The sequence below is a fragment of the Paenirhizobium selenitireducens ATCC BAA-1503 genome (assembly GCF_900492185.1).
Taxonomy (GTDB): domain Bacteria; phylum Pseudomonadota; class Alphaproteobacteria; order Rhizobiales; family Rhizobiaceae; genus Allorhizobium; species Allorhizobium selenitireducens_A.
Map to the genome: position 1 here is coordinate 1 of NZ_UEYP01000008.1, position 24476 is coordinate 24476.

General features: G+C 61.8%; 23 protein-coding genes. 13 read left to right on the forward strand and 10 right to left on the reverse strand.

Annotation, left to right across the window (positions count from 1 at the left end):
* From RHIZ70P_RS14690 to RHIZ70P_RS14730, 9 genes are all read right to left on the reverse strand, one after another.
* Positions 1–166, reverse strand: a 166-nt coding sequence (locus RHIZ70P_RS14690; RefSeq protein WP_147294007.1) for a transposase, incomplete at its 3' end; no start/stop codon positions are given.
* 224 nt (positions 167–390) lie between these two features.
* The gene (locus RHIZ70P_RS14695) at positions 391–2232 is read right to left on the reverse strand and encodes an ABC transporter ATP-binding protein (protein ID WP_115671227.1); all 1842 of its coding nucleotides are present in this window, start codon (positions 2230–2232) and stop codon (positions 391–393) included.
* Between the two features lie 37 nt (positions 2233–2269).
* Entirely contained in the window at positions 2270–3028 is a 759-nt protein-coding gene (locus RHIZ70P_RS14700) for a DUF1028 domain-containing protein (protein WP_115671228.1), read from the reverse strand.
* Positions 3029–3030: 2 nt separating this feature from the next.
* Positions 3031–4815, reverse strand: coding sequence for a gamma-glutamyltransferase family protein (locus RHIZ70P_RS14705; RefSeq protein WP_115671229.1), 1785 nt, complete (start codon positions 4813–4815; stop codon positions 3031–3033).
* 22 nt (positions 4816–4837) lie between these two features.
* A complete protein-coding gene (locus tag RHIZ70P_RS14710) occupies positions 4838–5716 on the reverse strand; it encodes an ABC transporter permease (protein WP_115671230.1) in 879 nt (292 codons plus the stop codon).
* The gene (locus RHIZ70P_RS14715) at positions 5713–6660 is read right to left on the reverse strand and encodes an ABC transporter permease (RefSeq protein WP_115671231.1); all 948 of its coding nucleotides are present in this window, start codon (positions 6658–6660) and stop codon (positions 5713–5715) included. Before RHIZ70P_RS14715 ends, RHIZ70P_RS14710 begins: the two co-directional genes overlap by 4 nt.
* Positions 6661–6729: 69 nt before the next feature.
* Complete coding sequence (locus tag RHIZ70P_RS14720) at positions 6730–8238, reverse strand: ABC transporter substrate-binding protein (protein ID WP_115671232.1); 1509 nt, start codon at positions 8236–8238, stop codon at positions 6730–6732.
* A 101-nt stretch (positions 8239–8339) separates the two neighbouring features.
* The gene (locus RHIZ70P_RS14725) at positions 8340–9071 is read right to left on the reverse strand and encodes a FadR/GntR family transcriptional regulator (protein WP_115671233.1); all 732 of its coding nucleotides are present in this window, start codon (positions 9069–9071) and stop codon (positions 8340–8342) included.
* Positions 9072–9279: 208 nt separating this feature from the next.
* Positions 9280–10140 carry a LysR family transcriptional regulator gene (locus RHIZ70P_RS14730; RefSeq protein ID WP_115671234.1) on the reverse strand — a complete coding sequence of 287 codons (861 nt, stop codon included), beginning with the start codon at positions 10138–10140 and terminating at the stop codon, positions 9280–9282.
* 89 nt (positions 10141–10229) lie between these two features.
* Here RHIZ70P_RS14730 and RHIZ70P_RS14735 point away from each other — a divergent pair, with 89 nt between their 5' ends.
* On the forward strand, positions 10230–11186 hold the full coding sequence (locus RHIZ70P_RS14735; RefSeq protein WP_115671235.1) for a bile acid:sodium symporter family protein: 957 nt from the start codon (positions 10230–10232) through the stop codon (positions 11184–11186).
* Positions 11187–11794: 608 nt separating this feature from the next.
* On the forward strand, positions 11795–12136 hold the full coding sequence (locus RHIZ70P_RS14740; RefSeq protein ID WP_115671236.1) for an AMP-binding enzyme: 342 nt from the start codon (positions 11795–11797) through the stop codon (positions 12134–12136).
* Here the strand turns inward: RHIZ70P_RS14740 and RHIZ70P_RS14745 are convergent.
* On the reverse strand, positions 12088–12399 hold the full coding sequence (locus RHIZ70P_RS14745; protein ID WP_115671237.1) for an NIPSNAP family protein: 312 nt from the start codon (positions 12397–12399) through the stop codon (positions 12088–12090). The genes RHIZ70P_RS14740 and RHIZ70P_RS14745 overlap by 49 nt on opposite strands.
* Positions 12400–12580: 181 nt before the next feature.
* On the opposite strand from RHIZ70P_RS14745, the gene RHIZ70P_RS14750 reads away from it, so the two are divergent.
* The 11 genes from RHIZ70P_RS14750 to RHIZ70P_RS14800 all read left to right on the forward strand — a co-directional run bounded on the left by RHIZ70P_RS14750 (position 12581) and on the right by RHIZ70P_RS14800 (position 24438).
* Positions 12581–13270: a TetR/AcrR family transcriptional regulator gene (locus RHIZ70P_RS14750; RefSeq protein WP_115671238.1), complete on the forward strand. Its 690-nt coding sequence runs from the start codon at positions 12581–12583 to the stop codon at positions 13268–13270.
* A 176-nt stretch (positions 13271–13446) separates the two neighbouring features.
* Positions 13447–14775, forward strand: coding sequence for an extracellular solute-binding protein (locus tag RHIZ70P_RS14755; protein WP_115671239.1), 1329 nt, complete (start codon positions 13447–13449; stop codon positions 14773–14775).
* 256 nt (positions 14776–15031) lie between these two features.
* Positions 15032–15913 (forward strand): carbohydrate ABC transporter permease, encoded by an 882-nt coding sequence (locus tag RHIZ70P_RS14760; RefSeq protein ID WP_115671362.1) that lies wholly within the window; start codon positions 15032–15034, stop codon positions 15911–15913.
* 1 nt (position 15914) lies between these two features.
* Positions 15915–16892, forward strand: coding sequence for a carbohydrate ABC transporter permease (locus tag RHIZ70P_RS14765; protein WP_115671240.1), 978 nt, complete (start codon positions 15915–15917; stop codon positions 16890–16892).
* A 14-nt stretch (positions 16893–16906) separates the two neighbouring features.
* A complete protein-coding gene (locus RHIZ70P_RS14770; RefSeq protein ID WP_115671241.1) occupies positions 16907–18004 on the forward strand; it encodes an ABC transporter ATP-binding protein in 1098 nt (365 codons plus the stop codon).
* Positions 18005–18008: 4 nt separating this feature from the next.
* Positions 18009–18887: an FAD binding domain-containing protein gene (locus RHIZ70P_RS14775; protein ID WP_115671242.1), complete on the forward strand. Its 879-nt coding sequence runs from the start codon at positions 18009–18011 to the stop codon at positions 18885–18887.
* Positions 18884–19366, forward strand: coding sequence for a (2Fe-2S)-binding protein (locus RHIZ70P_RS14780; RefSeq protein ID WP_115671243.1), 483 nt, complete (start codon positions 18884–18886; stop codon positions 19364–19366). The genes RHIZ70P_RS14775 and RHIZ70P_RS14780 overlap by 4 nt, the downstream gene beginning before the upstream one ends.
* Positions 19363–21753 (forward strand): xanthine dehydrogenase family protein molybdopterin-binding subunit, encoded by a 2391-nt coding sequence (locus tag RHIZ70P_RS14785; RefSeq protein ID WP_210209749.1) that lies wholly within the window; start codon positions 19363–19365, stop codon positions 21751–21753. Before RHIZ70P_RS14780 ends, RHIZ70P_RS14785 begins: the two co-directional genes overlap by 4 nt.
* Positions 21750–22631, forward strand: a complete 882-nt coding sequence (locus RHIZ70P_RS14790) for an NAD(P)-dependent oxidoreductase (RefSeq protein WP_115671245.1) — start codon at positions 21750–21752, stop codon at positions 22629–22631. The genes RHIZ70P_RS14785 and RHIZ70P_RS14790 overlap by 4 nt, the downstream gene beginning before the upstream one ends.
* A gap of 23 nt (positions 22632–22654) precedes the next feature.
* Positions 22655–23260, forward strand: a complete 606-nt coding sequence (locus RHIZ70P_RS14795) for a CoxG family protein (protein ID WP_115671246.1) — start codon at positions 22655–22657, stop codon at positions 23258–23260.
* A 2-nt stretch (positions 23261–23262) separates the two neighbouring features.
* Positions 23263–24438, forward strand: a complete 1176-nt coding sequence (locus tag RHIZ70P_RS14800) for a M20 aminoacylase family protein (RefSeq protein ID WP_115671363.1) — start codon at positions 23263–23265, stop codon at positions 24436–24438.
* The last annotated feature ends 38 nt before the right edge of the window (positions 24439–24476 follow it).

The window sequence follows — 24476 nt, forward strand, 5'->3', positions numbered from 1 at the left end:
TTTGCTTTTCCGCTTCACCGTCCATGCCGCCATACTTCGCCTTGTACTTGTAGAAGGTTGCATCCGAGATGCCGTGCTTGCGGCAGACATCGACTGTCTTCGCGCCCGCCTCCTGCTCCTTCAATATCCCGATGATCTGTTCTTCCGTGAACCGTGAACGCTTCATTCGTCCGTCTCCTTGATGTGACGGACTCTACCAAATTCTGGAGGAAGTTCAGGGTCTCAGGTCAGGGGCCGTCCTGCAAGGTTGATGCGAACATCGGAAGTCCTAGTGCAAACACTAGGAGTAGTCCTATGACGAAGCATCCGATTGCAGTGATCACGTCTGTCGAGCGCCGCCTGCGTTGGTCTCGCGAGGACAAAGATCGGCTCGTCGCGGCCTGCCTTGAGTCAGACCTGCACGAAATGCCCCGCAGCGACCTCGCGATACGTGCGCGGGGGCGGTTCGTAGCCGATGGGACGCACCGGACTTTTCAGTTCATCGACAGCCGTGTTGCGCCTCAAACCGCGCCGGGCGGGGTCCGGCACGGGTACGGCCGCCATCAGCTTCTTCGTATAGTCGTGCTGCGGATTGTCGAAGATGGCGGCGCGCGGACCGATCTCGACGATTTCGCCGAGATACATGACCGCGACCCGGTGGCTGATCCGCTCGACCACGGCCATGTCATGGCTGATGAACAGGAAAGCGAGATTGAACTCCTCCTGCAGGTCCATCAGGAGGTTGCAGACCTGCGCCTTGATCGAGACATCCAGCGCCGAGACGCTTTCGTCCGCAACGATCACCTTCGGATTGAGCGACAGCGCACGAGCAATGGCGATGCGTTGGCGCTGACCGCCGGAGAATTCATGCGGATAGCGCCCCATCATATCCGGGGCGAGGCCAACCTTGCGCAAGAGATCCGCAACTTTTTCATGTGCCTCCTGCCTGTTCCCGAGCCGGTGTTTCAGATAGGGCTCGGCGATGGCCGCTCCCACCGTCATGCGCGGGTTGAGGCTTGAGAACGGATCCTGGAAGATCATCTGCACGCTGCGGCGCATGGCGCGCAGGCTCGGCTGATCCAGCGTCAGCACATCGTAGCCGTCAAGGTGGATTTCGCCGCTCTTCGGCTCGACCAGCCGCGTGATCGAACGGCCGGTCGTCGATTTGCCGCAACCCGATTCCCCGACGATCGAAAGCGTCTCGCCCTGGAAGAGCTCGAACGAGATGTCCTCAACGGCATGCACGGCGCCGGTCTGGCGGCCGAACAGACCACTGCGGATTGGGAACTGCGTCACGAGGTTTTTGACAGACAGCACCGGCGTCTTGCGGGTGTCGACGGTATCGGCCACCTCTGTCGGCTCATTCGCCTTGCCCGTGCCGATATCGACAATGGGAAAGCGCAGCGGCCAGGCATGACCGTGCATCGAGCCCAGCTTGGGAACAGCTGCCAGAAGGGCGCGCGTGTAGGGATGCTTGCCACGATGGAAAACATCGGCCGTCGGCCCCTGCTCGACCGTTTCCCCACGCAGCATCACTATGGTGCGATCGGCGATCTCCGCGACGACACCCATGTCATGGGTGATGAAGAGGACCGACATGCCTTCCTCTTCCTGGAGCACCTTGATGAGGTCGAGAATCTGGCCCTGGATCGTGACGTCGAGCGCGGTAGTCGGCTCATCGGCGATCAGCAACTTGGGTCTGGAGGCAAGCGCCATGGCGATCATCACGCGCTGGCGCATGCCACCTGAAAATTGATGCGGGTATTCGTCGAAGCGGTTGGCGGCATTGGGAATGCGCACCTTTTCCAGAAGCCGCACGGTCTCGGCACGCGCCTCTGTCTTCGACATGCCCTTGTGCCGCGTCAACACCTCGGAAATCTGTCGCCCGATCGTGAAAATCGGATTGAGGCTCGTCATTGGTTCCTGGAAGATCATGGCCGCGTCATTGCCGCGAACCTGCTGCATCTCGCTTTCGCTGAGGGACAGGATGTCCTTGCCGTTGAGGACAATGCGGCCTTCGACGCGACTCGTGTCCCGGGCCAGCAGGCGCATGATGGAAAGCGATGTCACGCTCTTGCCGGAACCGGATTCGCCCACGATGGCAACGGTTTCGCCGGGCTTCACGTCGAAGGAGATGTTGCGCACCACCGATCGCCATTGGCCGTCGACCAGGAATGAGGTCGTCAACCCCTCGACAGAGAGAACGGCGGGCATCTCGGCTTGGGCGGCGGCTGCTGTCGTCATGGGGCTCATGGTTTTCCTGATCCGGTCATGCGTGTAGGGCTGTGGTTCACACGGGCTTCAGTGGCGTTGCGAATGAAGGCGAGAGGCGTCCTTCGGCTATGCGCGCGGCCTCAAGTTCTGCGATCTTGCGGTCGATCTCCGTGCGGTCCGTCAGTCCGTGTGGGTTCTCACGGGTCGGCATGGTCTGCGCCACATGGAGATAGCGCTCCTGCGCGACAGCATAGAGCCGGCGGAGTTCCACCAACGGGTCCGGATGGTCGTCGGCACGGATATCGAGCCAGGGATAATCCTGGTCCCGGTAGATCACGAGTGCCGCCGACTGCTTGCCGCGTTTGTCACCGCCGGCCGCTTCCCCGGCGTCCATGGCCGCCAGCAACCGCTCGGCGAAGGGCGCATCCGCCAGCGCCTTGTAAACCCTGAGCGTCTCGGCGATGACCTGCGGACCAGCCAGCATATTGCCGGCAACGGACACATTGTCGTCGACGATGTGCCCGGCCCAGTCGATGCATTTGGATCCGGTGAAGGCTGCATTGCGTCCCGTCGCGTCAATCAGATGCAGCTGGCGCTGCTGGCACCCGTCATCGCGGGCCGTCAGCACCGAAATGATCTCCTCGGGGGAACGGCCTTCGGCCAGCAGAGCAAGGCCATCCGTGCCGTAAAGGGGACTGACGAAGGCCTGGGTGGCTATGGCGCCGACGCGGCCGCGAATGTGTGGAACGGCGGCGCCGACGGCGAAGAAGCGGCTTGCCACCGCCACGGCCAGATGGCCCGTCTGCGGATCACGTGCGACAATCGACCAGGTCATGACTATCTCCCTATGGCATAGGCTTGCATGAGACGCGGCGTCGCTGCGGCGCGCAGCAAGCCGTCCGCATCTCTCCTGGCCGCTGTCAGTCGACCGACGGTCCAGGGATCGGCTGGCGTGATCTGGTGACCCATGGCGGCCAGACTGGAGATCACGTCACTGCCGATATTGCTTTCGATCATCAGGTTTCCGGGCTGGCTCGTGCGCGGGTAGAAGGAGCCCGGGAAATGCGACGTATGGAACAACGGCATGTCGATTGCCGCCTGCAGGTTCTGCTTGTGATGGACGTAGCGCAGGAAGAAGGAAAGCTGCCACTGATCCTGCTGGTCGCCACCCGGCGTGCCGAATGCGAGCGTCGGCTTGCCCTCGTAGAGAGCCAGCGAAGGCGTCAGCGTCGTGCGCGGGCGCTTGCCGGGTGCCAGCGAGGTCGGCAATCCGGGCTTCAGCCAGAACATCTGGGCGCGGGAATTGAGGCAGAAGCCGAGACCCGGAACGATGGGGGAGGATTGCAGCCAGCCGCCGGACGGCGTCACCGACACCATGTTGCCTTCGCGGTCGATAACGTCGATGTGGACGGTGTCGCCGCGTTTTTCGGTCAGGTGCGACATGGTCGGCTCGTAGACCGCGCCTGTGCCGGACATGCCGGCCAGCATTTCCACGGTGAGATCGTATTGGGTCTCGTAGCCCGGCAGCTTGCCCGGGCAGAGCATCATCGACGCCTGCGAGGAGATCAGCTTGCGCCGCTCGTCGTTGTATTTGTCGGACAACAACTGGTCCATCGGGACGGTGGCGAAGGACGGATCGCCGTAGTAGACCTCGCGGTCGGCATAAGCGAGCTTCATCGCCTCGACGACCGTGTGGACGAAATCGGCGCTGCCGGGGTCCATGGCGGCGATATCGATGCCCTTCAGCAAGGCGAGCGATTGCAGGAGCACCGGGCCCTGGCCCCAGGGGCCGGTCTTGGCCACGGTCCATCCATGATAGTCATAGGTCAACGGTTCTTCGATCGTTGCGCTCCAGCTGGCCATGTCGTCGGCGGTCAGAACGCCCTTGTGGCGGCTGCCGCTCGCGTCCATCACTTCGGCGGTCTTCAGATAGGTGTCGATCGCCTCGGCCACGAAGCCGCGGTAGAAGGCGTTGCGGGCTGCTTCGATCTGGTTTTCGCGACCCTTGGCGCATTCGGCTTCGGTGACAATGCGCTGCCAGGTGGCAGCCAGGACCGGATTGCGGAAGAGTGCATGGGGCTCGGGCGCGGAACCGCCCGGAAGCCAGGTCTCGTACGACGTCGGCCACTCCTTTTCGAAGAAGCCCGCCAATCCCTTTATCGTTGCCGAAACGCGCGGCAATACCGGGTGGCCATGCTCGGCATAATGGATCGCAGGTTCCAGCACGTCGCGCACCGACATGGTGCCGTAGTCGCGCAGCATCAGCATCCAGCCGTCGAAGGAGCCGGGGATGACGGTCGCCAGCAGTCCGTCACCGGGAATGATCGACAGGCCTTCGCCGCTGTAGTGTTCGATGGTCGCGCCGGCGGGTGCGGTCCCTTGCGCGCATATGACCTCGACCTTGCCCTTTTTCGCGGAATAGATGACGGCGGGCATGTCGCCGCCGGGACCGACCAGATGCGGCTCGAGAACCTGCAGCACGAAACCGGAAGCAACGGCCGCGTCGAAGGCGTTGCCGCCCTTTTCCAGGATGCTCATGCCGACGGCCGAGGCGATCCAGTGGGTGGAGGTCACGACGCCGAAGGTGCCGAGGATCTCCGGGCGGGTGGTAAAGTCACTCATCAACTGTTCCTTCGATATTTCTTTATGATTCCCGGGGGTCGAGCGCATCGCGCAGACCGTCGCCGAGCAGGTTGAAACCGATCACGACAAGGAAGATTGCTGCCCCCGGCCACATGGCCATCCAGGGAGCCTGGTCTAGGAAATTCTTCGCGACATTGAGCATGGAACCCCAGCTTGGGGCCGGTGGCTGTTGGCCAAGGCCGAGGAAGGAGAGGCTGGCCTCGGCAATGATGGCGGTCGCGACCGTCAGGGTCGCCTGCACGATGATCGGCGCCATGATGTTCGGCAGGATGTATCGCGTCATGATGTCGAAGTGGCCAAGGCCGATCGAGCGCGCGCCCTCGACATAGTCTTCGGTCTTGACCGCGAGCACCTGGCCGCGCGTCAACCGCACGAATACCGGCATAGCGGAAAGGCCGATCGCGATCATCGCATTGGTGAGGCTGGGACCGAGAAAGGCGGCAAGGGCAATGGCCATGATCAGAAACGGAAGGGCCAGAAAGGCCTCCGTGATCCGCGATATCACCTGATCGACCCACCCGCCGAAATAGCCGGAGACCAAGCCGAAGGGAACGCCGATGGCGATGGCGATGGCTACCGAAAAGATGCCGGCCATGAGCGATGCCTGCGCGCCCCAGATCATGCGGGACAGGATATCGCGGCCGATATCGTCGGTGCCCATCCAATGGGCCGCGGACGGCGCCTTGCGAATGGCCGTCCAGCTGGTTGCCAGCGGATCGACGATCGGCAGAAGAGGGGCGGCGATCGCAAGCAAGGTGAAGAACACGATGATGGCGAGGCCGACAAGGGCGCTTCTGTTGGCCTTGAGCTTCCTCCAGGCGCGATTGCTGCTCTTGCCCGGTGCCGCAACGGCAACGGCGGTCTGGTCGAGCGCGGTCATAGGTTGGCCCTCATGCGTGGATTGAGGAGGACATAGAGTACGTCCGCCACGAGGTTCATCAGGATGAAGCCGATGGCGGTGCACAGAACGACACCCTGGACGACGGCGTAATCGCGGTTGAACACGGCATCGACGATCAGCTTGCCGAATCCGGGAATGGTGAAGATCTGTTCGGTGAGGACAGCGCCGGCCAGAAGCTCGCCGAACAGAAGCGCACTGAGGGTCACGATCGGAAGCAGGGCGTTGCGGAAGGTATGGCTCAGGATGACGACCCGTTCCGACAGCCCCTTGGCGCGCGCCGTGCGGATGTAGTCCGCCTTCATGACACCCAGCATGGCCGAGCGGGTATGCCGCATCAAGGTGGCGGCAAGCGCCGTGCCAAGGACGAAGGAGGGCATGATCATGGTCTCAAGCGAGCGCACGGGGTCGACGAAGATTGATTCGTAACCCGAGGCCGGAAGCCAGCCGAGCCTCACCGAGACCAGCAGGATCAGCATGATGCCCAGCCAGAAATTCGGGATGGACAGGCCCGACAGCGCGACGATATTGGCAACATAATCTGTAATGGTATTCTTCTTGACTGCCGCCAGGATACCCATCGGCACGCCGATGATGAAGGCGAAGATCATCGACATCACCGCGAGCTGGATGGTGACCGGCAGCTTCTCGCCGATCAGTTCCAGTACCGGCTGGTTGGTGCGTAGCGAAATGCCGAAGTCGCCCTGCAGTACATTGGCGATCCAATAGCCGTATTGGTACACGACCGGATCGTTCAGGCGGTATTTTTCCCGAAGGAATTCGATCACCTGCGGGTCGCGCTCTTCACCGGCCATGGCGAGGACGGGATCGCCTGGCAGCAACTTCTGCAGCGAGAAGACGAAGATCGAGACGATCAGCAGCGTCGGTATGGCTACGAGCAGCCGTTTTCCGATGTAGATATGCATGGGCGCACGGTCCTGGATTGGCGGGGTTGCCTACGGAGCATCGATGCTCCGTAGGCAAGACTGGGCAAATCAGCCCTTCTTGACGCCGAGCAGGCGGATCATGCCGTCGGGCGACGGAACGAAGCCCGTGACTTCCTTCTTGATGGCCCAGATCCAGGACTGATGGCCGAGATAGATGATCGGCAGATCGTCATCGAGGATCTTGCCGGCAGCATCGTATTTCTGCTTGCGGACCGCTTCATCGGCCGAAGCGCGTGCCTCGTTGAGGAGCTTGTCGACTTCCGCATTGCAGTACTTGGAGTCGTTGATGCCGCCCTCGCAGGTGACGAACTGGTGCAGGTTGCCATCAGGGTCAATGCGGCCCGACCAATCCGAGCGGCTGAGCTGAAAATTGCCGGCAGTCTGTTCGGAGAGCAGGGTGGCGAATTCGGTCGCCTTCAGCGAAACATTGAAGCCGGCTTCAGCGACCATCGATTGCACGACCTGCATCATCTGGGTGACCACAGGGCTATTGGCGTGCTGCAGCTCGATGTCGAGCGTTTCATGCCCTGCCGCCTTCATCAGCTCCTTGGCCTTGGCGATATCGCGGGTGGGAACCGGGATATCCTTGTTGAACCACGGGCTGGTTGGCGGATAGGGTTGATTGCCGGCCATGGCCGTTCCTTCGAAGACCACCTGGCTCAGTGCCTCGCGGTCGATGGCAAGCGAGAAAGCCTGACGCAGGCGCTTGTCCTTGCCAAACGGGTTGTCGGCGCGCGCGCCATTGGCAATGTTGACGTACATGGCCATGTAGCCGATGCCGACGACATCCGCATAGGTTAGGGTGGCGTCGCTCTTGACAGAAGCGGCATCGGTTGCAGCCAACCGCTCGATCATGTCGAGTTCGCCGGAGCGCAGGTTGGCGAGACGCACCGTGGAATCCGGGATCGGCAGATAGGTGACCTTGTCGATGAACACCTTGTCCTTGTCCCAGTAGTCGGCGAACTTCTCGAGGACGATACGGTCCTGCTGCACGCGCTCGACGAATTTGAACGGGCCGGCGCAGACGGGCTTCGAGCCGAAATTGGCGCCCAGCTCCTTGGCGGCCGTCGGCGAGACGATCATGCCGGCACGGTCGGAAAGCTGCGCGAGCAAGGTGACATCCGGCGCCTTCAGGGTGAACTTGACTTCGTAATCGCCGGTGGCTTCGATCTTCTCAACCGAGCTCAGCTCGCTTTTGCGGCGCGATTCCGGAAGCGTCATGTTGCGTTCGATGGTCGCAACGACCGCGGCTGCGTTGAGCGGCGTCTCGTCGTGAAACTTCACGCCCTCGCGCAGCTTCATGGTGAGTTCCTTGCCGTCGGCAGACCAATTCCACTCGGTGGCAAGTTGCGGCACGATTTTGAGGTCCGGCGAGACATCGACGAGCTTGTCGCACATGGCGGTGTAGACGATGCGGCCGACAAAGGTGCGGGATTGAGCCGGGTCAAGCACGTCGGCGTCGTCCGCCAGGCCGATGCGAAGCTCGGCAGAAAGGGCAGGCGTTGCCAGCAGCGCGCTTGCCAAAAGCAGGGTGGAAAGACGGGACAGTATCTTCATAATCTAAAACTCCTCTGGTCTGGTTTTCTGTTCTCAAGGGTCTCACCGGTTGTTGCCCCGGCGTTCAAGTTAGACCGGCCACGCGGCCGGTATTCGGTATGTCACGACACATTGCCGATCGGATCATCCTCGAGATGGTCCATCGAGGTTTGCCGGATCAGGCGCTCCTGCAGCATCAACAGATGTTGGCGCATCGCTTCCCCCGCCTTTGCGGGATCGCGGGCGGCAATGGCATTGATGATGGCGGTATGCTGGGCGTTGGATATGCTCATGGTATTGGCGTTGCTGCGGGCGCGCTCGCGGATCGTTTGCCAGGCCTCGTCCTGGCGGACGCGATTGATCATGTCGAATATCGACAGGAACAGGAGGTTTCCCGCGGTCTGCGCAATCTGACGGTGCAGCGCGCCGTCCCACAATTCCTTGCCGTCGGCATCTTCCCTGACATGGATTTTCTGGGCGAGTTCGCGCATCCGCTCAATGTCGCCGGGCTTGGCGCGCATCGCTGCAAGCTGGGCCAGTTGCGGCTCTATGCGAAGGCGGACCTCCATGATTTCCATGAAATTGGTCCCGGCCACGATGGTCTCGACATGATCGCTCCACTCGCTCGGCTTCTGGCCTACATAGGTGCCGGATCCCTGCTTGCGCCAGATGGATCCCTCCGCCTCGAGCACTTCGAGGGCCCGGCGGATCGCCCGGCGGCTGAGGCCCAGTCTGTCGGATAGTGTACGCTCGGTCGGCAGCTTTCCGTCCGTTCCGAAGTCACCATTCCGAAGAAGATCACGCAGCTTCTCCAGGGCATAGTTCGAATTTTCCATGGGCGGTGCGTCTGTCATGATTGGTCCGAACCAATTTCCGATTGGTTCAGTCAATGCCGATTTCCAATATCCGTCAAGATGTTTTTTGTGCAATTTTCTAGATGCACAAATAGAGGGCAAATCGATGCGAGGTTGCTCAAAACGGCTGCGTCTGTGCCCTTTTTGGAGCGGAATTCTCGTAGGGCGATGTCGCAATGCGGTGGACGCGAAATGTCCTGCCGGGGTTTCAGGCGATCTCGAGATTGCCGCCGACTTTGGAGAAGATCTCGTTCGAAAGTGCTGTGACGAGGGCCTCGTCTGCTCCAATGCGCGGAACCAGCACGAACTCGACATCCTCCAGCGGCGGCAGGACGCCCGGGGCGATCTCCTTCAGCCCGGCGGGCGCCATGCTGCGGGGCTGCACAAGCACACCCATTCCGGCGCGCGCGGCGGCTGTCAATCCGCTCAAACTGCTGCATGTACAGACAATGCGCCAGGGGATCCGGTTTGCATTGAGCGCTTCGAGAGCAATGTTGCGGGTGATGCTCGGCGGAGGGAACGCAATCAACGGCACGGGGGTCGATGGATCGGCCAATTGCTGCGGATCGCGCGCCAGCCAGATCAGCGGCTCACGATAGACGAGGCGCCCACGCTGATCGCCAAGACGCCGTTTGGCGAATACGAGATCGATTTCTCCGGAATCCTGCATCTGATACAGCACGCCGCTCAATGCGACGGTCAATTGCAGATCGACAGAGGGGTAAGCACGGATGAAATCTTCGAGGACCGCCGTCAGACGGCTGGTTGCGAAATCTTCCGAAACACCCAGCCGCAATTGTCCGCGCAACTTGTTTTCGGCAAAAAGGCCGAAGACTTGGGCGTCGATCGACAGCATGGCGCGGGCATGGCCCGCCAGGACTTCGCCATCGGGCGTCAAGCTGACACGATGGGTGTCGCGAAAGATCAGCCGGCGGCCGAGAGCGCCCTCCAGCCTCTGGATATGCTGGCTGACCGTGGACTGGCCCAGTCCAAGACTCTCCGCAGCGCGGGTGAAACTGCCTGTCTGCTGGACGGCAAGGAAACTGCGCAATTGTACGAGGTCGAGCATCTGTTATCTTATTTCGTGATGAGTGTTATCTATTGCATCTTGTATCGCAATAATGGAGTGAAGGCGAACCCGTCCAGCGGAAAGAAAAGATGCGCCGTTTCCTCCCCGATACATTCACCATGCTGCTTGTCGCGGCAGTGCTTCTGGCCTCGGTCTTGCCGATCACCGGCGAGGCGCAGGTGTGGATGGCGCTCGCCACGAAGCTGGCCATCGCTCTCCTGTTCTTTCTGCATGGCGCCCGGCTATCGCGCGATGTGGTGATCGCGGGCCTGTTGCACTGGCGGCTGCACGGAGTGATCCTGTTCGTGAGCTTCGTCATCTTTCCGCTGCTCGGGCTCGCCATCGGTCTGCTGCTGCCGGCATCGCTTCCGCCGGCGCTCTACACCGGAATCCTGTTTCTCTGCGTATTGCCCTCGACGGTGCAGTCGTCGATAGCCTTCACCTCGATGGCCGGCGGCAACGTGCCGGCCGCGATTTGCGCCGCGTCCGCCTCGAATATCCTCGGCATGTTCCTGACGCCGCTACTGGTCGGCTTGCTGCTTTCGGCATCGGGCGACGGCGGCTATTCGATGACCGCGCTCAAGCAGATCCTGCTGCAACTGCTGGCACCCTTCATCCTCGGGCAAATCCTCCAGCCGTGGATCGGCGATTGGGTCCGTGCCCGCAAGAAGCTCTTGTCGCCGGTCGACCGCGGTTCGATCCTGATGGTCGTCTATCTCGCCTTCAGCTCCGCCGTCGTCGAGGGCCTGTGGCGGACGCTGTCTTTTCGTGATCTCGGTATCGTCGTCGTTGTCGACATCGTCCTCCTGGCGACCGTGCTGACGATCACCATGTTCGGCAGCCGCTTACTCGGCTTTTCCAGGCAAGACGAAATCACGATCACCTTTTGCGGCTCGAAGAAAAGCCTGGCCAGCGGCGTGCCGATGGCTGGCGCGATCTTCGCCGGACAGAGCGTCGGCGCCATCGTTCTGCCCCTGATGCTGTTCCACCAGATCCAGTTGATGGTGTGCGCGCTGATTGCTCAGCGCTATGCGCGGTATGCCTGATCGGTTGCGCTTCCTCAGGCCCTCTTGATCTGCGGCACGCCTCCAACGACATTCCATCGATGGGACCAACCGCTCGGTCATCGGCAAACTGGTTGACCGCGCTGAAAATTCAGTTCCGCAAAACCGGTGGCTCGCTTTGATCTGTCAGGACACGAACCTGCGTGCGGAGTTTTTTGCCACATTCCGTTCTGGCTCTTCAATTGCTTCAGGATCGATAGGAATTCCGGGAACAGCGGACTGTTCAGCGCTCAAGATGGCTTCCCCACGGCAGTTCATCAGGGCTAAATCAAACCAGCCGACATGTCCGGTCAAACGGGGTGCACTCCACAAAGGGGCAAGGTCGCTCTGAGTATGGGCAAAGAATCTGAGGTGAACGAAGTCTCAGCAAGTGACATGCCACTGATTTTTATCCGGCGGCGATTGGAGCCTCGGCGGCTTTATCGACGAGACGGGCCGGGACCTCGATGAAGGGGTGACGGGCGAACTGTGAAAAAGACCCCGGTGCGGATGATCGAATATTTCGACGACCGGAGCAGATCGCGTTCACGGACGGCTGGTTCCGCACGGGCGATCTCGACAGGCGCGACGGCGAGGGGAACTTCTACTTCGTGGCGCGCAGGAAGGATATCATTCGCGTCCGAAGCGAGAATGTCTGCGGTGCCGAGGTCGACCGCGTTCTTCTGCCACACCCCGATGTTGAACTGGCGGCCGCGGTCGGCGTGCCCGAGGAAATGGGTGACGAGGATATCCTCGGGGCTGTGAAGCTTCGCGGCGGGGCCAATGTGCTACCCGAACAGTTGAAGGCGTGGTGCGCCGAGCCTCTGGCGGTGGTCAAGGTGCCAGGTTACGTGCTGCTGACGGATCAACTGCCTTTGACGTATACGCACAGCAGGCCATGCAATCACGCCTGGGGAGAAAACGGCGCGGGCAGCAGGAAGCGGCTCTCCTGATGAACCAGAAAGGGAAGGATCTTGGGCACAAAGGCCTGCCACGCCGGATTGGCGCCCATCTTGGCACGCTGTGCGGTGCGATGGCCGAAATCCTCATAGGCCCAGAGGAAGACGACCGAGTTCAAGACGCCACTCTCGCTTGTCCAGCAGCCGACGAGCTTTGCGTATTGTGTGATGATGGCGAGGCCTTCCTCTTCATAGACCTTCAGAAATGCGCCGGTCGAGCCGGGCTTCATCTCGTAAATTCGCTGCTCGTAGATCATCTGGGTCTTCCTCTACCGTCAGTCCAACTTCCGGTCTCGCCGGCTCCAATTCCTGCAGCATGCACATCGCACATTAATTCGTCAATTGACGACATAATGCGCTCTATTGATAGTTGGAAGCGGTTCAATGATATGAGTCGTCCAGGACCGAGAGGCGTGCAACGCCGGGAGTGAGGATAACTTGAAGGCCAAATCCACCAATTTGCGGGGAAGTCAGACCGGCGCCGCACAGACCGGCGCAGCCAAGGGCAAGAAGAAGGAAAAACGCATGCCCTACGCCGAGCGGCGCGCGCAGATCCTGGAAAGGGCGACTGAGTTGTTTGCCGAATATGGGCTCACGGCGCAGACGCGGGCACTTGCGGCTGAATGCGGTATCTCGCAGAGGCTGCTGTACCGCTTCTTCCCGACAAAGGAAGATCTGCTGAGGGAAGTCTATGATACCGCGATCCTGGGACCTTTCAAGGCTGTCTGGTTTGCGGAACTGAGCGACCGCTCCCGGCCCATGCATGATCGCCTGAACGGTTTCTACAATGATTATCTCGATACGGTGCTCGGACGGCAGTGGCTGCGGCTTTTTCTTTATTCCTCGCTGGCCGAGGCTGACATGGCGCCGAACTATATCTCGTCGATCATCACCAAGCTGACGGAGACGATCGTCACCGAAACGGCGCGCGAGCGCGGCATCGCGCTTAGCGTGGAACCGGAGGCGGTTCATGAGATCGGCTGGACAATCCACGGCGCGCTCTCCCACTACGGCATTCGTCGTCACATCTACCGCGCGAGCCTGATCACGCCGCAGGCCCAGGTTGTCGACATGCATGTTCGCGCCTTCCTCAGCGGCTTCGACGCAATGGTCGCGCAATTCGAGTAATCCTGGCCTGTCTTTCGGTCGAGGCAAACGCCGATCGGAAACCTGCGCCTTGGACAAAAGTCGTCAATTGACGACAAGCAGAATCGCTGTTAGCTTTTTTCCATCGAGGTTGAAAATGTCTTCACGGCTGCAGGCTGTGGCGGGCGCGGTTTCGATGTAAAAAAGGGGAAGCAAGGATGAAAACTGGGTTTGGACGCGCAATCGGACGGCGCGAATTTCTCAAGACTTCGGCCCTGGCCGGAGGTGCCGCGCTCGCATTGCCGGGCATGGGTGCCTTTGCCGCGGGCAATACGATCAACTATCAGACGTGGTCGGCGGCAGTGGATTTGGTGAAAAGCCACCTTGCCGCTTTCGAGAAGGCCAGCGGCTTGGCTGTCGACTATGCGAATGCCCCCTGGGCACAGTATCGCGACGCCATGGTCACCAAGTTCGTCGGCGCGGCGCCTATGGACGTCCTGTGGGTATCCGACGCCTGGTTGCCGGAATGGGCCGAGGCGAAGTGGATTGCTCCGATCAACGCCTACGACAACCTGATGGCCTATAACAGCGATGCAGAAGCCTTCTGCACTGATTCCATGACCTACAAGGGTGAGCAGTATGGCCTCACCTACTACACCGACTACATGGGCTTCATCTACGATGCGGAAAAGCTCTCCGCCGCCGGCTTCTCCGCGCCTCCCGCGAGCTGGGATGAACTCGTCGAGCAGGCGCTGGTGATGAAGCAGAAGGGGATTGCCGAATTCCCGCTGATGCTCGCCATGGCCAAGGAAAGCTGGCTGATCGAGTTCATGTCGGCCATGGTCTTCTCGCATGGCGGACGCTTCACCGACGACAAAGGTGACTCGATCATGCAGGAGGAGAAGGGCGGGGCCCTTTCCGCCCTCCAGTGGGTCGTCGACGCGGTCAACAAGCACAAGATCGTTTCGCCGGGCTGCGTGGAAATCGGCGAACTCAACGGCCTGAAGGCGTTCGCGGCAGGCAATCACGCCTTCGCACTGCTGCCGAAGTACCGCCTCGCCATGCTGAACGACCCCGGCCAGTCGCAGATTGCCGGCCGCGCGAAGCAGGCATTGATGCCGATGGGCGCGGACGGTTCCCATGCGACGGTCGGGTGGATGCGTTTCCACGGCATGTCCGCGCAGGCGGCGGCCGACAAGGCGCGCGCCGACAATGCGGCCAAGCTGATCGAGTGGTTCGGCGGCAAGGCGAACGGCGAGTACACATTCCAGAAGCTTCTTTTCCTCGATCTGGGTTCCGGATTCGGCGTCAAGCCGTTGTTCGAGGATGCCGATGTACGCGCCGCCTACAACAAGTATGGCGACGTGGAGATGATCCAGAAGCAGCAGGCTCTCGCCCAGAAGAAAGACGTCATCACGCCCTGGTTTGGTGACTGGAGCGAAGTCAACGGCGCGGCTTGGCAGTCGGCGATCCTTGGCAACGCCACGCCGGCGGATGCCCTGAAGGAAGCGGGCGCAGAATGGGACGATCTTAAGTCTCAGGCTTAAGGGGCGGACCGGAGCGGCCCGCGACGAGGGCGGGCCGCTCAATTTTCTGTTCGGCGGGCGGTTGTCGATCTTCGATGCCGCGAGAAAAGCAAAAGAACGGCTGGCCGGGCGAGGGTCGAGCCCATCGCGTTTTAGCGGACATATCGCATGCCTCATGCGGGCACGTGAAATCGGAACTCGGCCACCTGTTCGCGGCCGCAAGTCTACGGGGGATCTCCGCATCATGATGAAGACAAAAGCGGGAATGGCGACAAGCATGCGGCGGCACTTTGGTTATGAAGAACGCACGGCTTATCTCTTCATAGCGCCGGTCATGGCCGTCCTCGGGCTGGTCGCGGTCTTTCCGATCGCCTATTCGTTCTATCTGAGCTTTTTTCAGATCAAGCTGACCCGACCCAATCGCACGCCCTTCGTCTGGTTCGACAATTATCTCGAACTCTTCGGCGACCAGTTGTTCTGGACCGCCGTATTGCGCACGGTGTCCTTTACCGTCATGTCGGTGACGGCTATCACGTTTTTGGCGCTTCTGGCGGCCCTGCTCCTGAACGAGACCTTTCGCGGCCGCAGGCTGGTCAGCACGGTGCTCCTGATCCCCTGGGCCATTCCCTATGTCGCCGATGCGCTGATGTGGAAGTGGATCTACGATTCAGGCTATGGCGCACTCAACGGACTGCTTTACCAGCTGGGTTTCATCGACAAATACATGATCTGGCTCGGTGACCAGAACAAGACCCTGCCGCTGATCGCCAATGCCTTCGTCTGGAAGGAAGTGCCGCTGGCGACAATCCTGCTTCTGGTGTCGCTGAAGTCCATTCCGGCGGACCTCTATCAGGCCGCCCGCGTAGACGGCGCGCCGCTGTGGCAGCGCTTCATCCATGTGACGCTTCCCTCGATGCGGACCGGATTCATGCTCGTCATGATCTATGAGACGATGATGGCGATCCGCCATTTCGATCTCTTCTTCATTCTCACCGAAGGCGGCCCGGGCACGGCATCCCATGTGCTCTCCTGGGAAATCTACGTCGAGACATTCCGCAATCTGTCCTTCGGCACGGGGGCCGCGATGTCCTACCTGCTGGCGCTGGTGACGTTCGCGCTCGCCTATTTCATCATCAGAACCCTTGGCAGGAGCGTGTAACATGGCAACCGTTCAGCAAAATCCTGCCGGCAAGCCCGGCCGGTCGAGCGGCATCGACTACAAGCGGCGCGGCGAGATCTTCAGGTGGCTGCATCGCGGCATCATTCTTCTCGGATCGCTGGTTATCCTGTTCGTTGTCCTGGCGCCCGTCGGCTGGCTCGTATCCTCTTCCCTTCAGACCGAGGCCGAGATCGTGTCAGTGCCGCCGCACTGGGTGCCCGATCAGCCGACGCTGAAGAATTTCCAGGCGATCTTCTCCGCCGGCGCCGAGGAAGTCACCTACGAGACGCGCAGCACGCAGGATCCCGCCTCGGGCAACTATATCCCGTCGACGGCGCGCAACCTGCTGCCGGCCATGCTCAACAGCTTCGTCGTGGCGACCCTGGTGGTCATCCTCAACCTGCTGGTCGGCGTTCCGGCCGCCTATGCGATGGCGAAGATCCGGTTCCTGGGGCGATCAGGTTCGATCTATTTCATTCTTACGACGCGGGTCATTCCCGATATCGCGCTGGTCGTGCCGTTCTTCCTGGTCATCAAGAATCTGGGCCTGCTCGACAACATCCTGTCGCTCGTCATCACCTATCTGGCAGTCACCGTGCCGTTCACGGTGTTTATCCTGATCCAGTATTTCGAAGGGCTTCCGGATGAACTGGACAAGGCGGCGCGTGTCGACGGCTGTTCGCGATTCCAGGCCATGACCAAGGTGTACCTGCCGCTCGCCCTTCCGTCACTGGTTGCCGTGATCCTGTTCGCCTTCCTCACCAGCTGGAACGAGTTCCTTCTGGCCTTGATGTTCACCCAGACGGCGCAGTCACAGACCCTGCCGATCGTGCTTGCATCATTCACGTCCGACTTCACCATCAGCTTCTCGTTCATCAATGCGGCGGGTCTTCTCGCGATCGTGCCGCCGGTGATCGTCGCCATCATCTTCGAACGCTACATCGTCTCCGGTCTGACAGCCGGCGCGGTGAAGGGTTAACAGGGAGTTCGCCAGTGGCCCGCATTCTTTTTGAAAACGCATCCAAGCGCTATCCCAACGGGTTTGTCGCGCTCGAAAATCTCAATCTCGAGATCAAGGACAAGGAATTCGTCGTCCTGCTCGGGCCTTCGGGGTGCGGCAAGTCGACCACCCTCAACATGATCGCCGGTCTTGAGGAAGTCACCGAAGGCAATCTCTTCTTCGACGACGAGACGGTGAACTACACGCCGCCGCATCACCGCGACGTGGCGATGGTTTTCCAGAGCTACGCGCTCTATCCGCACAAGACGGTCTACGAGAACATTGCCTTCGGCCTGGTGATGCGCAAGCATCCGAAGGACGATATCGACCGCCGTGTGCGCGACGCGGCCGAGCGTCTCGAGATCACCCATCTTCTCGACCGGCGTCCGAGCCAGCTTTCCGGCGGGCAGCGGCAGCGCGTGGCGCTTGGACGCGCCATGGTGCGCAAGCCGGCGGTTTTCCTCATGGATGAACCGCTGTCGAACCTGGATGCGGCGCTGCGCATTTCCATGCGCGCGGAGATCAAGGAGCTGCATCGCAGCATGCAGACCACCTTCGTCTACGTGACCCATGACCAGGCCGAGGCGCTCACACTTGCGGACCGCATCGTGGTGATGCGCAGCGGCCGGGTGCAGCAGATCGGCACCCCGGATGAAATTTACGAACATCCGGCAAACACCTTCGTTGCCTCGTTCCTCGGCAATCCGCCGATCAACTATCTCGACGGGGTATTAAGCGTGGAGGGCGGCAAGGTCACCTTCGTGCGCGGGGAAACGCGGCTCGATTTCGCGCCGGATCGCGGCAAGAAGTTGCTGAGCTACGACGGGCGCAAGGTGAGGCTTGGCATCCGCGCGGAAGACGTAGACGAGCGGGCCGAGGCCGCCGATGGCGAAGTGATCGGCGGCACTGTGACCTCGGTTCTTCCGGTCGGCTCGGACCAGTTCCTCGGTCTGAAGGTGGAGGGCCAGGAGCTCTTCTTCCGCGTCAACAAGGATCTGCGTCACAACTATGGCGACCAGATCAAGCTGTCGGCGAATACGAGCAGGTTGCACGTATTCGATGCCGACAGCGAGATGAGCCTGATCGGATAGCAGGATGAAACCGGCGTCATTCGACTATCATCGACCGCAAACTCTGGAGGCGGCGCTTGGCCTGCTCGCGCGCTATGGTGACAGGGCCAAGCCGATCGCGGGCGGCCAGAGCCTCGGCCCGATGCTGAACATGCGGCTTGCCCGGCCGGAGCATCTGGTCGACCTGAATGACCTTGTCGAACTCGATTTCGTGAGAATGTCCGAGGGCGTGCTGGAAATCGGGGCGATGACCCGGCATCAGCGGGTGGCGACAGCACCAGAAGTACGCCGTACACATCCTCTGCTGGCGGCGGCGGCAGCGACAATCGGGCACTACGCGATCCGCCAGCGTGGCACGCTGGGGGGGAGCCTGGTTCATGCGGATCCGGCTGCGCAAATGCCGCTGATCGCGGTTCTCGGCGGAGCCAAGATCATGGTGCGCGGGCTTGCCGGGCAGCGCGAGATCAATGCCGTCGATTTCTTCCGGTCCGTGATGACGGTCGATGTCGGGTATGGCGAGATGGTGACCTCGGTCCGGTTTCCGCAGTTGCCGGCGAATTCAGGCTGGGGCTTCGAGCTTTTCAGCCGTCGACGTGGCGATTTCGCCATCGTCTCGGTTGCGGTGACGCTGCTGCTGGACAGCGACGGCAGGCTGGCGTCCCTGGAAATGGCGTGTGGCGGCGTCGGCTCCGTTCCCTTCCGGCTCGATGTGTCGGCGGTGGCCGAGGTCGGGGCTATGCCAAGCGGAAAATGGATTGCGGGCGTTTCCAACTTTGCGGCGCAATCCATTTCCCCCGAGGACAGCGCGTCGATCCCCGCAGCGTTCCGCCGGGAAGTGGCTGCGGCCCTCGTCGAGAAGGCCTTGGCGACAGCGCTGGCCCGCGCACGTGGAGAGAAAGCATGAGCGATGCGCGACTGATATCTCTCACCGTAAACGGCGAAACCCGCGAGGCAATGGTCGAACCGCGCAAGCTGCTCGTCGACGTTCTGCGCGAGGACTTCGGTCTGACCGGAACGCATGTCGGTTGCGAGCATGGGGTCTGTGGCGCCTGCACGGTCCTGATCGACGACCAGCCGGCACGGGCCTGCCTGACCTATGCCGTCCAGATGGAAGGGCACGAGATCACGACGATCGAGGCGGTGGGCGGAATTGGCCTGAGCCTGCTGCAGCAGGCCATGCATGAGGAACACGGGCTGCAATGCGGCTTCTGCACCCCGGGTATCGTCATGACCTTCGAGGCTTTTCTGCGCGATACGCCCGATCCGACAGAGGAGGAGGTGCGCGATGTTCTTTCGGGCAATCTATGCCGCTGCACGGGCTACCAGAACATCGTTGCCGCCGTCATGAAGGCAGCGGCCGCGATGCGGGAGGCACAATTGTGAAAGAGGCCAGTGATTTCCACTACATCGGCAAGCCGTTGGCGCGAAAGGAGGACAAGCGTCTCGTCACCGGGCAAGGGCGCTATCTGGACGACATTGTCGTGCCGGGCGCGCTGCATGTCAGTTTCGTGAGGTCGCCGCATGCCCATGCCCGAATCCTGGGTATTTCGGCGGATGCGGCGCGGGAATTGCCCGGCGTGACCGGTGTCTTTACCGGCGAAGACCTCGACAAATGGACCAATCGCCTGCGGCTGGCGCCGCCGATCGAAGGGCTTCACCCGACTGAGATAGAGACACTGCCGATCGACAAGGTGCGGTTTCACGGCGACCCGGTGGCAGTCGTCGTGGCACGGGACCGCTATGTCGCGGAGGATGCGGCAGAGCTGGTCGAGGTCGAGTACGAGGTCCTGCCGGCGATCGCGTCGTTGGAAGGTGCCTTTGCGCCGGGTGCCGCGCTTGTCGACGAGACGTTGCCCTCCAATCTGGTTTCGCACCAGACATTCTCTGCCGGAAACGTCGCGCAGCGCCGTGGCGAAGCTCATGCTGTGGTCGAGGCTTCCTTCTACCAGCATCGCCAGACCCACGTACCGATTGAGACGCGCGGCTGCGCCGCCGTCTGGGACGCAGGGCGCGAACACCTGACCTTCCATATCGGCAACCAGGTGCCGCATCCGCTCAGGAGCCAGCTGGCCGGGCGGCTCGGGCTTTCGGAAAGCCAGGTCACCGTCATGTCGCCCGACGTGGGCGGTGGCTTCGGCCAGAAGATCGCGCTTTACCGCGAGGAACTGACCGTTGCCGCGCTCGCGCGTCAGCTCAATCGCCCGGTACGGTGGCGCGAGGACCGCACGGAAAACCTGATGGCGGCAAGCCATGCGCGAGAGAACCTCTGCCGCACCCGCGCTTCCGTTGCCGCGGACGGTCGGATCCTCGGGCTCGAGCTGGAGATCACCGAGGATTTCGGCGCCTATTGCTTCTATCCGGCCAACTACATGTCGCGCGTCGTCGCGATGATCCTGACGGGTCCCTACCGGATCGAGGACTATGCCTTCGAGGTGAAGATCGCGCTCACCAACAAATGCGGCAACGGGCCGATGCGGGCGCCGATGGCGATTACCAGCTGGGTGATGGACGGGACAATCGACGCCATCGCCCGCCAGTTGGGCCTTGATCCGCTGGCGGTCCGGCGGATCAACATGCTGCGCGAGGGCGATCTGCCCTATCGCATGGCGACCGGCGAAGTGCTGGAGGACATCACGCCGGCCGAGACGCTCGAAAGCGTGGTCGAAGCGATTGACTACGAGGCTTTCCGCAAACGCCAGCAGGCACTGCGCGCCGAAGGGCGGTATATCGGGCTCGGACTTTGCACCGTGGTCGAATCCACGACCTATGGATCCGCCTTCTACAAGTCGACCGGCATTCCCGGCTCGGGGCACGAGGCGGCATGGGTGCGGATCGAGCCGAGCGGGGTGGTCAATGCATCCGTCGGGCTCGGCGCGACGGGACAGGGCTATGAGACGGCGATGTCTCAGGCCGTGGCTGAGGGTCTAGGGGTGGACCCGTCCAATGTCAGGATCCAGATCGGTAACACCGATGTGGCTCCCTATGGCATGGGAAGCCGTGGCGCGCGCGGAGGTACGGCGGGTGGCGGCTCGCTGTATCTCTGCGCGCAGAAAGCACGCGAACAGGTGCTGCGGATCGCCGCCCACAAGCTCGGTCTGAACTCCGCGCAGGAGATTCGTCTGCTCGACGGGCAGGTGGAGCGACTTATCAACGGCGAATGGAGCGGGACGGGACTGTCGCTCGCCGATATCGCTCGCACGGCCTATCTCGATCCCACGAACCTGCCCGAGGGGGTGGCGCCGGGGCTCGATTTCTCGCTGACCTATGATCCGCCCCCGATGACCTATTCCAATTCGACCCATGCCTGCGAAGTCGAGGTCGATATCGCCACCGGTGCGCTCAGCATCGCCCGATACGTGGTCTCGGAGGATTGCGGCACCGTGATCAATCCGATCGTGGTGCGCGGCCAGCAGCAGGGCGCGATCGCCATGGGCCTGAGCGGCGCGCTTCTGGAGGAGGTCGTCTACGACGAGAACGGGCAGAATCTGTCCGCGACCTTCGCCGACTATCTGGTGGCCACGGCCTGCGAACTGCCGAATTTCGAGATCCTGCACCATCACACGCCGAACAAGCGCACGCCTGCCGGCATCAAGGGAATGGCCGAGGGCGGTGTGATGGGGGCGATCGGGGCGGTGACCAACGCCGTCAACGACGCGCTGGCCCCCTTTGGCGTGGTGGCGGATCGCCAGCCACTTTCTCCGCAATATCTGCGGTCGTTGCTGCGTGAGTGCAGCGGAACGGCCCTGCACGAAGGACAGAAACTGACATGAGCGTTACGAACGGCAGGAAAAAGGTCGGCTTCATCGGGCTGGGGATCATGGGGCGCAGCATGGCCGGCCATATCCTCGACGGCGGCCATGAATTGCATGTCTACAACCGGACCCGGAGCAAGGCGGACGAACTGGTCGCCAGGGGTGCCATCTGGCACGATACCGCTGGAGACGTTGCCGCCGCGTGCGACGTTGTGATCACGATCGTCGGCTATCCGAAGGACGTCGAGGAGACCTATCTCGGCGCGGGCGGTATCGTGGAGCAGGCAAAGGCGGGGACGATCCTCATCGACATGACGACATCGAGCCCGACCCTTGCCGGCGAGATCGCTGCCAAGGCGGCGGAGAAAGGGGTCTCCGTGCTCGACGCGCCGGTTTCCGGCGGCGACATCGGCGCAAGGGCGGCCAAGCTTTCGATCATGGTCGGCGGCACTGAAGAGGCCTTTGCTGCGGCGCTGCCGCTGTTCCAGCTGATGGGCGAGAATATTGTTCACCAGGGCGGGCCGGGCGCCGGGCAGCACACCAAGATGTGCAACCAGATCGCCATTGCCGCGACCATGCTCGCCGTCAGTGAAAGCCTTGCCTACGCCAAGGCGTCCGGACTCGACGCGAAACGCGTCCTGTCGTCGATCGGCACCGGTGCGGCGTCGAGCTTCCTACTCAACAATCTCGGCCCGAAGATGCTCAACGACGACTATGCGCCGGGTTTCTACGTCCACCACTTCATCAAGGACATGTCGATCGCCATTGCCGAAGCCGAGCGCATGAAGCTTGACCTGCCGGCGCTGGCGCTGGCCAAGCAGCTCTATGAAAAGCTGGCGGCGGGCGGATTTGGCGAAGAGGGTACCCAGGCGATCTTCAGGGTCTACGGAAACTAGATCGCGCAACAGGGAAGACGACAATGGAATTTGTTGGCGAACATGTGATCCCAGCGGCCATCGACAAGGTCTGGGCAGGGCTCAACGACCCGGAGAGCCTCAGGCGCAGCATTCCCGGCTGCACTGAAATGCTGCAGACCGGCGACCGCGAATTCACGGCCTCCGTGGTCGTGAGGGTGGGCCCGGTTTCTGCGACCTTCAAGGGTAAGGTGGAATTGAGCGATCTCGATCCGCCGCACGGCTACAAGTTGTCGGGGCGGGGGCAGGGCGGCCCGGCAGGCTTTGCCAAGGGTTCGGCCAGGATCCGCCTGACGCCGGAGGGCGAGGGCACGCGGCTGGCCTATGTCGCCGATGTCGATATCGGCGGCAAGCTCGCAAGCGTCGGCGGGCGGCTGATCCAGAGCGTTGCCAAGAAAAACGCCGACGATTTCTTCTCGGCCTTTTCCAGCGTCGTCACCGGGGGGAAAGGTCTTTCCGAGGTGCCGCAGCGGAGCGAGGGCGCGCTTGGCGCCGCTGTGCCGGGGGGATCCTATGCCGGCGGCGGGCATATTGCGCTGATAGACCGGGTCGCCTGGCTGCTCGTCGGAACGGCGCTGGGCGTGGCTGGCACATTGTTGTTGGGAGCATGACGATGAAGGTTTCCGATAGCGTCAAGGCGCTCGAACCGCGCCTGATCGAATGGCGTCACGACTTGCATGCCCATCCGGAAACGGCCTTTCAGGAGCACCGCACTGCGGCCCTCGTGGCACGCGAGTTGCGGGCTGCCGGTCTTGAGGTTCATGAAGGTATCGGCAGGACCGGCGTCGTTGCGGTGCTGCGCAATGGCGATGGACCGTCGGTCGGCCTGCGGGCCGATATGGACGCCCTCGACATAACCGAGACAACAGGGGTGCCCTATGCGTCGACGATGCCCGGCAAGATGCACGCTTGCGGCCATGACGGCCATACCGCGATGCTTTTGGGTGCGGCGTGCCATATGGCGGCCAATCCGCCGAGCCGTGGCACCGTAGTCTTCATCTTTCAGCCGGCCGAGGAAAACGAAGGCGGCGCCCGGGTCATGGTGGAGGACGGCCTGTTCGATCGGTTCCCGGTCGACTGCGTTTTCGGCATGCACAACTGGCCGGGTTTGCCTGTCGGGCAATTCGCCCTCCACAGCGGCGCCATGATGGCGGCGCAGGATAATTTCGAGCTGAAGATCATCGGCAAGGGATCCCACGCCGGCATGCCGCATCAGGGCATCGATCCGATCCTGGTGGCCGGGCAGGTCAACACTGCGTGGCAGGCGATCGTCAGCCGCACATTGAGCCCGGCCGACGCAGGGGTGATCAGCATCACTCAGATCCACGCCGGCGACACCTGGAATATCATCCCCGAGAGCGTGCTGATCAGGGGTACCGCGCGTTCCCTGTCGCCCGACGTCCGCGACCGGCTCGAGGCCGAGATGGGGCACCGGGCGAGGCTGGTTGCCGAAACCTTCGGAGCGCGGGTGGAATTCGACTATCAGCGGCGTTACCCGGCCACCATCAACACGCCGGCGGAAACCGATATCGCCCGTGCTGCATCCGAAGCCGTGGCCGGCGAGGACGCCATTCGCCAGGACATGCCGGCGAGCATGGGGGCGGAGGATTTCTCCTTCATGCTGCAGAAGAAGCCCGGCGCCTATATCTGGATGGGGAACGGCAGCGCGGAGGGCGGGCGCAACTTGCACAACCCGAACTACGACTTCAACGACGAAGCGCTCACCATCGGTGTGGAATACTGGATCGAGGTGGCACGCCGGGCGCTGACGAGAAACAGCATGCCCTGATTTTCGTCAGCGTCATCGGGTTCGCCGTTCGTGGCGTA

Excerpts from the sequence above, each read along its gene's own strand:
- RHIZ70P_RS14755 (WP_115671239.1), top strand. The coding sequence starts at position 13,447 with ATGAAAACTGGGTTTGGACGCGCAATCGGACGGCGCGAATTTCTCAAG.
- RHIZ70P_RS14760 (WP_115671362.1), top strand. The coding sequence starts at position 15,032 with ATGCGGCGGCACTTTGGTTATGAAGAACGCACGGCTTATCTCTTCATA.
- RHIZ70P_RS14745 (WP_115671237.1), bottom strand. The coding sequence starts at position 12,399 with ATGATCTACGAGCAGCGAATTTACGAGATGAAGCCCGGCTCGACCGGC.
- RHIZ70P_RS14710 (WP_115671230.1), bottom strand. The coding sequence starts at position 5,716 with ATGACCGCGCTCGACCAGACCGCCGTTGCCGTTGCGGCACCGGGCAAG.
- RHIZ70P_RS14800 (WP_115671363.1), top strand. The coding sequence starts at position 23,263 with ATGAAGGTTTCCGATAGCGTCAAGGCGCTCGAACCGCGCCTGATCGAA.
- RHIZ70P_RS14705 (WP_115671229.1), bottom strand. The coding sequence starts at position 4,815 with ATGAGTGACTTTACCACCCGCCCGGAGATCCTCGGCACCTTCGGCGTC.
- RHIZ70P_RS14775 (WP_115671242.1), top strand. The coding sequence starts at position 18,009 with ATGAAACCGGCGTCATTCGACTATCATCGACCGCAAACTCTGGAGGCG.
- RHIZ70P_RS14700 (WP_115671228.1), bottom strand. The coding sequence starts at position 3,028 with ATGACCTGGTCGATTGTCGCACGTGATCCGCAGACGGGCCATCTGGCC.
- RHIZ70P_RS14765 (WP_115671240.1), top strand. The coding sequence starts at position 15,915 with ATGGCAACCGTTCAGCAAAATCCTGCCGGCAAGCCCGGCCGGTCGAGC.
- RHIZ70P_RS14735 (WP_115671235.1), top strand. The coding sequence starts at position 10,230 with ATGCGCCGTTTCCTCCCCGATACATTCACCATGCTGCTTGTCGCGGCA.
- RHIZ70P_RS14790 (WP_115671245.1), top strand. The coding sequence starts at position 21,750 with ATGAGCGTTACGAACGGCAGGAAAAAGGTCGGCTTCATCGGGCTGGGG.
- RHIZ70P_RS14720 (WP_115671232.1), bottom strand. The coding sequence starts at position 8,238 with ATGAAGATACTGTCCCGTCTTTCCACCCTGCTTTTGGCAAGCGCGCTG.
- RHIZ70P_RS14725 (WP_115671233.1), bottom strand. The coding sequence starts at position 9,071 with ATGACAGACGCACCGCCCATGGAAAATTCGAACTATGCCCTGGAGAAG.
- RHIZ70P_RS14780 (WP_115671243.1), top strand. The coding sequence starts at position 18,884 with ATGAGCGATGCGCGACTGATATCTCTCACCGTAAACGGCGAAACCCGC.
- RHIZ70P_RS14695 (WP_115671227.1), bottom strand. The coding sequence starts at position 2,232 with ATGAGCCCCATGACGACAGCAGCCGCCGCCCAAGCCGAGATGCCCGCC.
- RHIZ70P_RS14795 (WP_115671246.1), top strand. The coding sequence starts at position 22,655 with ATGGAATTTGTTGGCGAACATGTGATCCCAGCGGCCATCGACAAGGTC.
- RHIZ70P_RS14730 (WP_115671234.1), bottom strand. The coding sequence starts at position 10,140 with ATGCTCGACCTCGTACAATTGCGCAGTTTCCTTGCCGTCCAGCAGACA.
- RHIZ70P_RS14715 (WP_115671231.1), bottom strand. The coding sequence starts at position 6,660 with ATGCATATCTACATCGGAAAACGGCTGCTCGTAGCCATACCGACGCTG.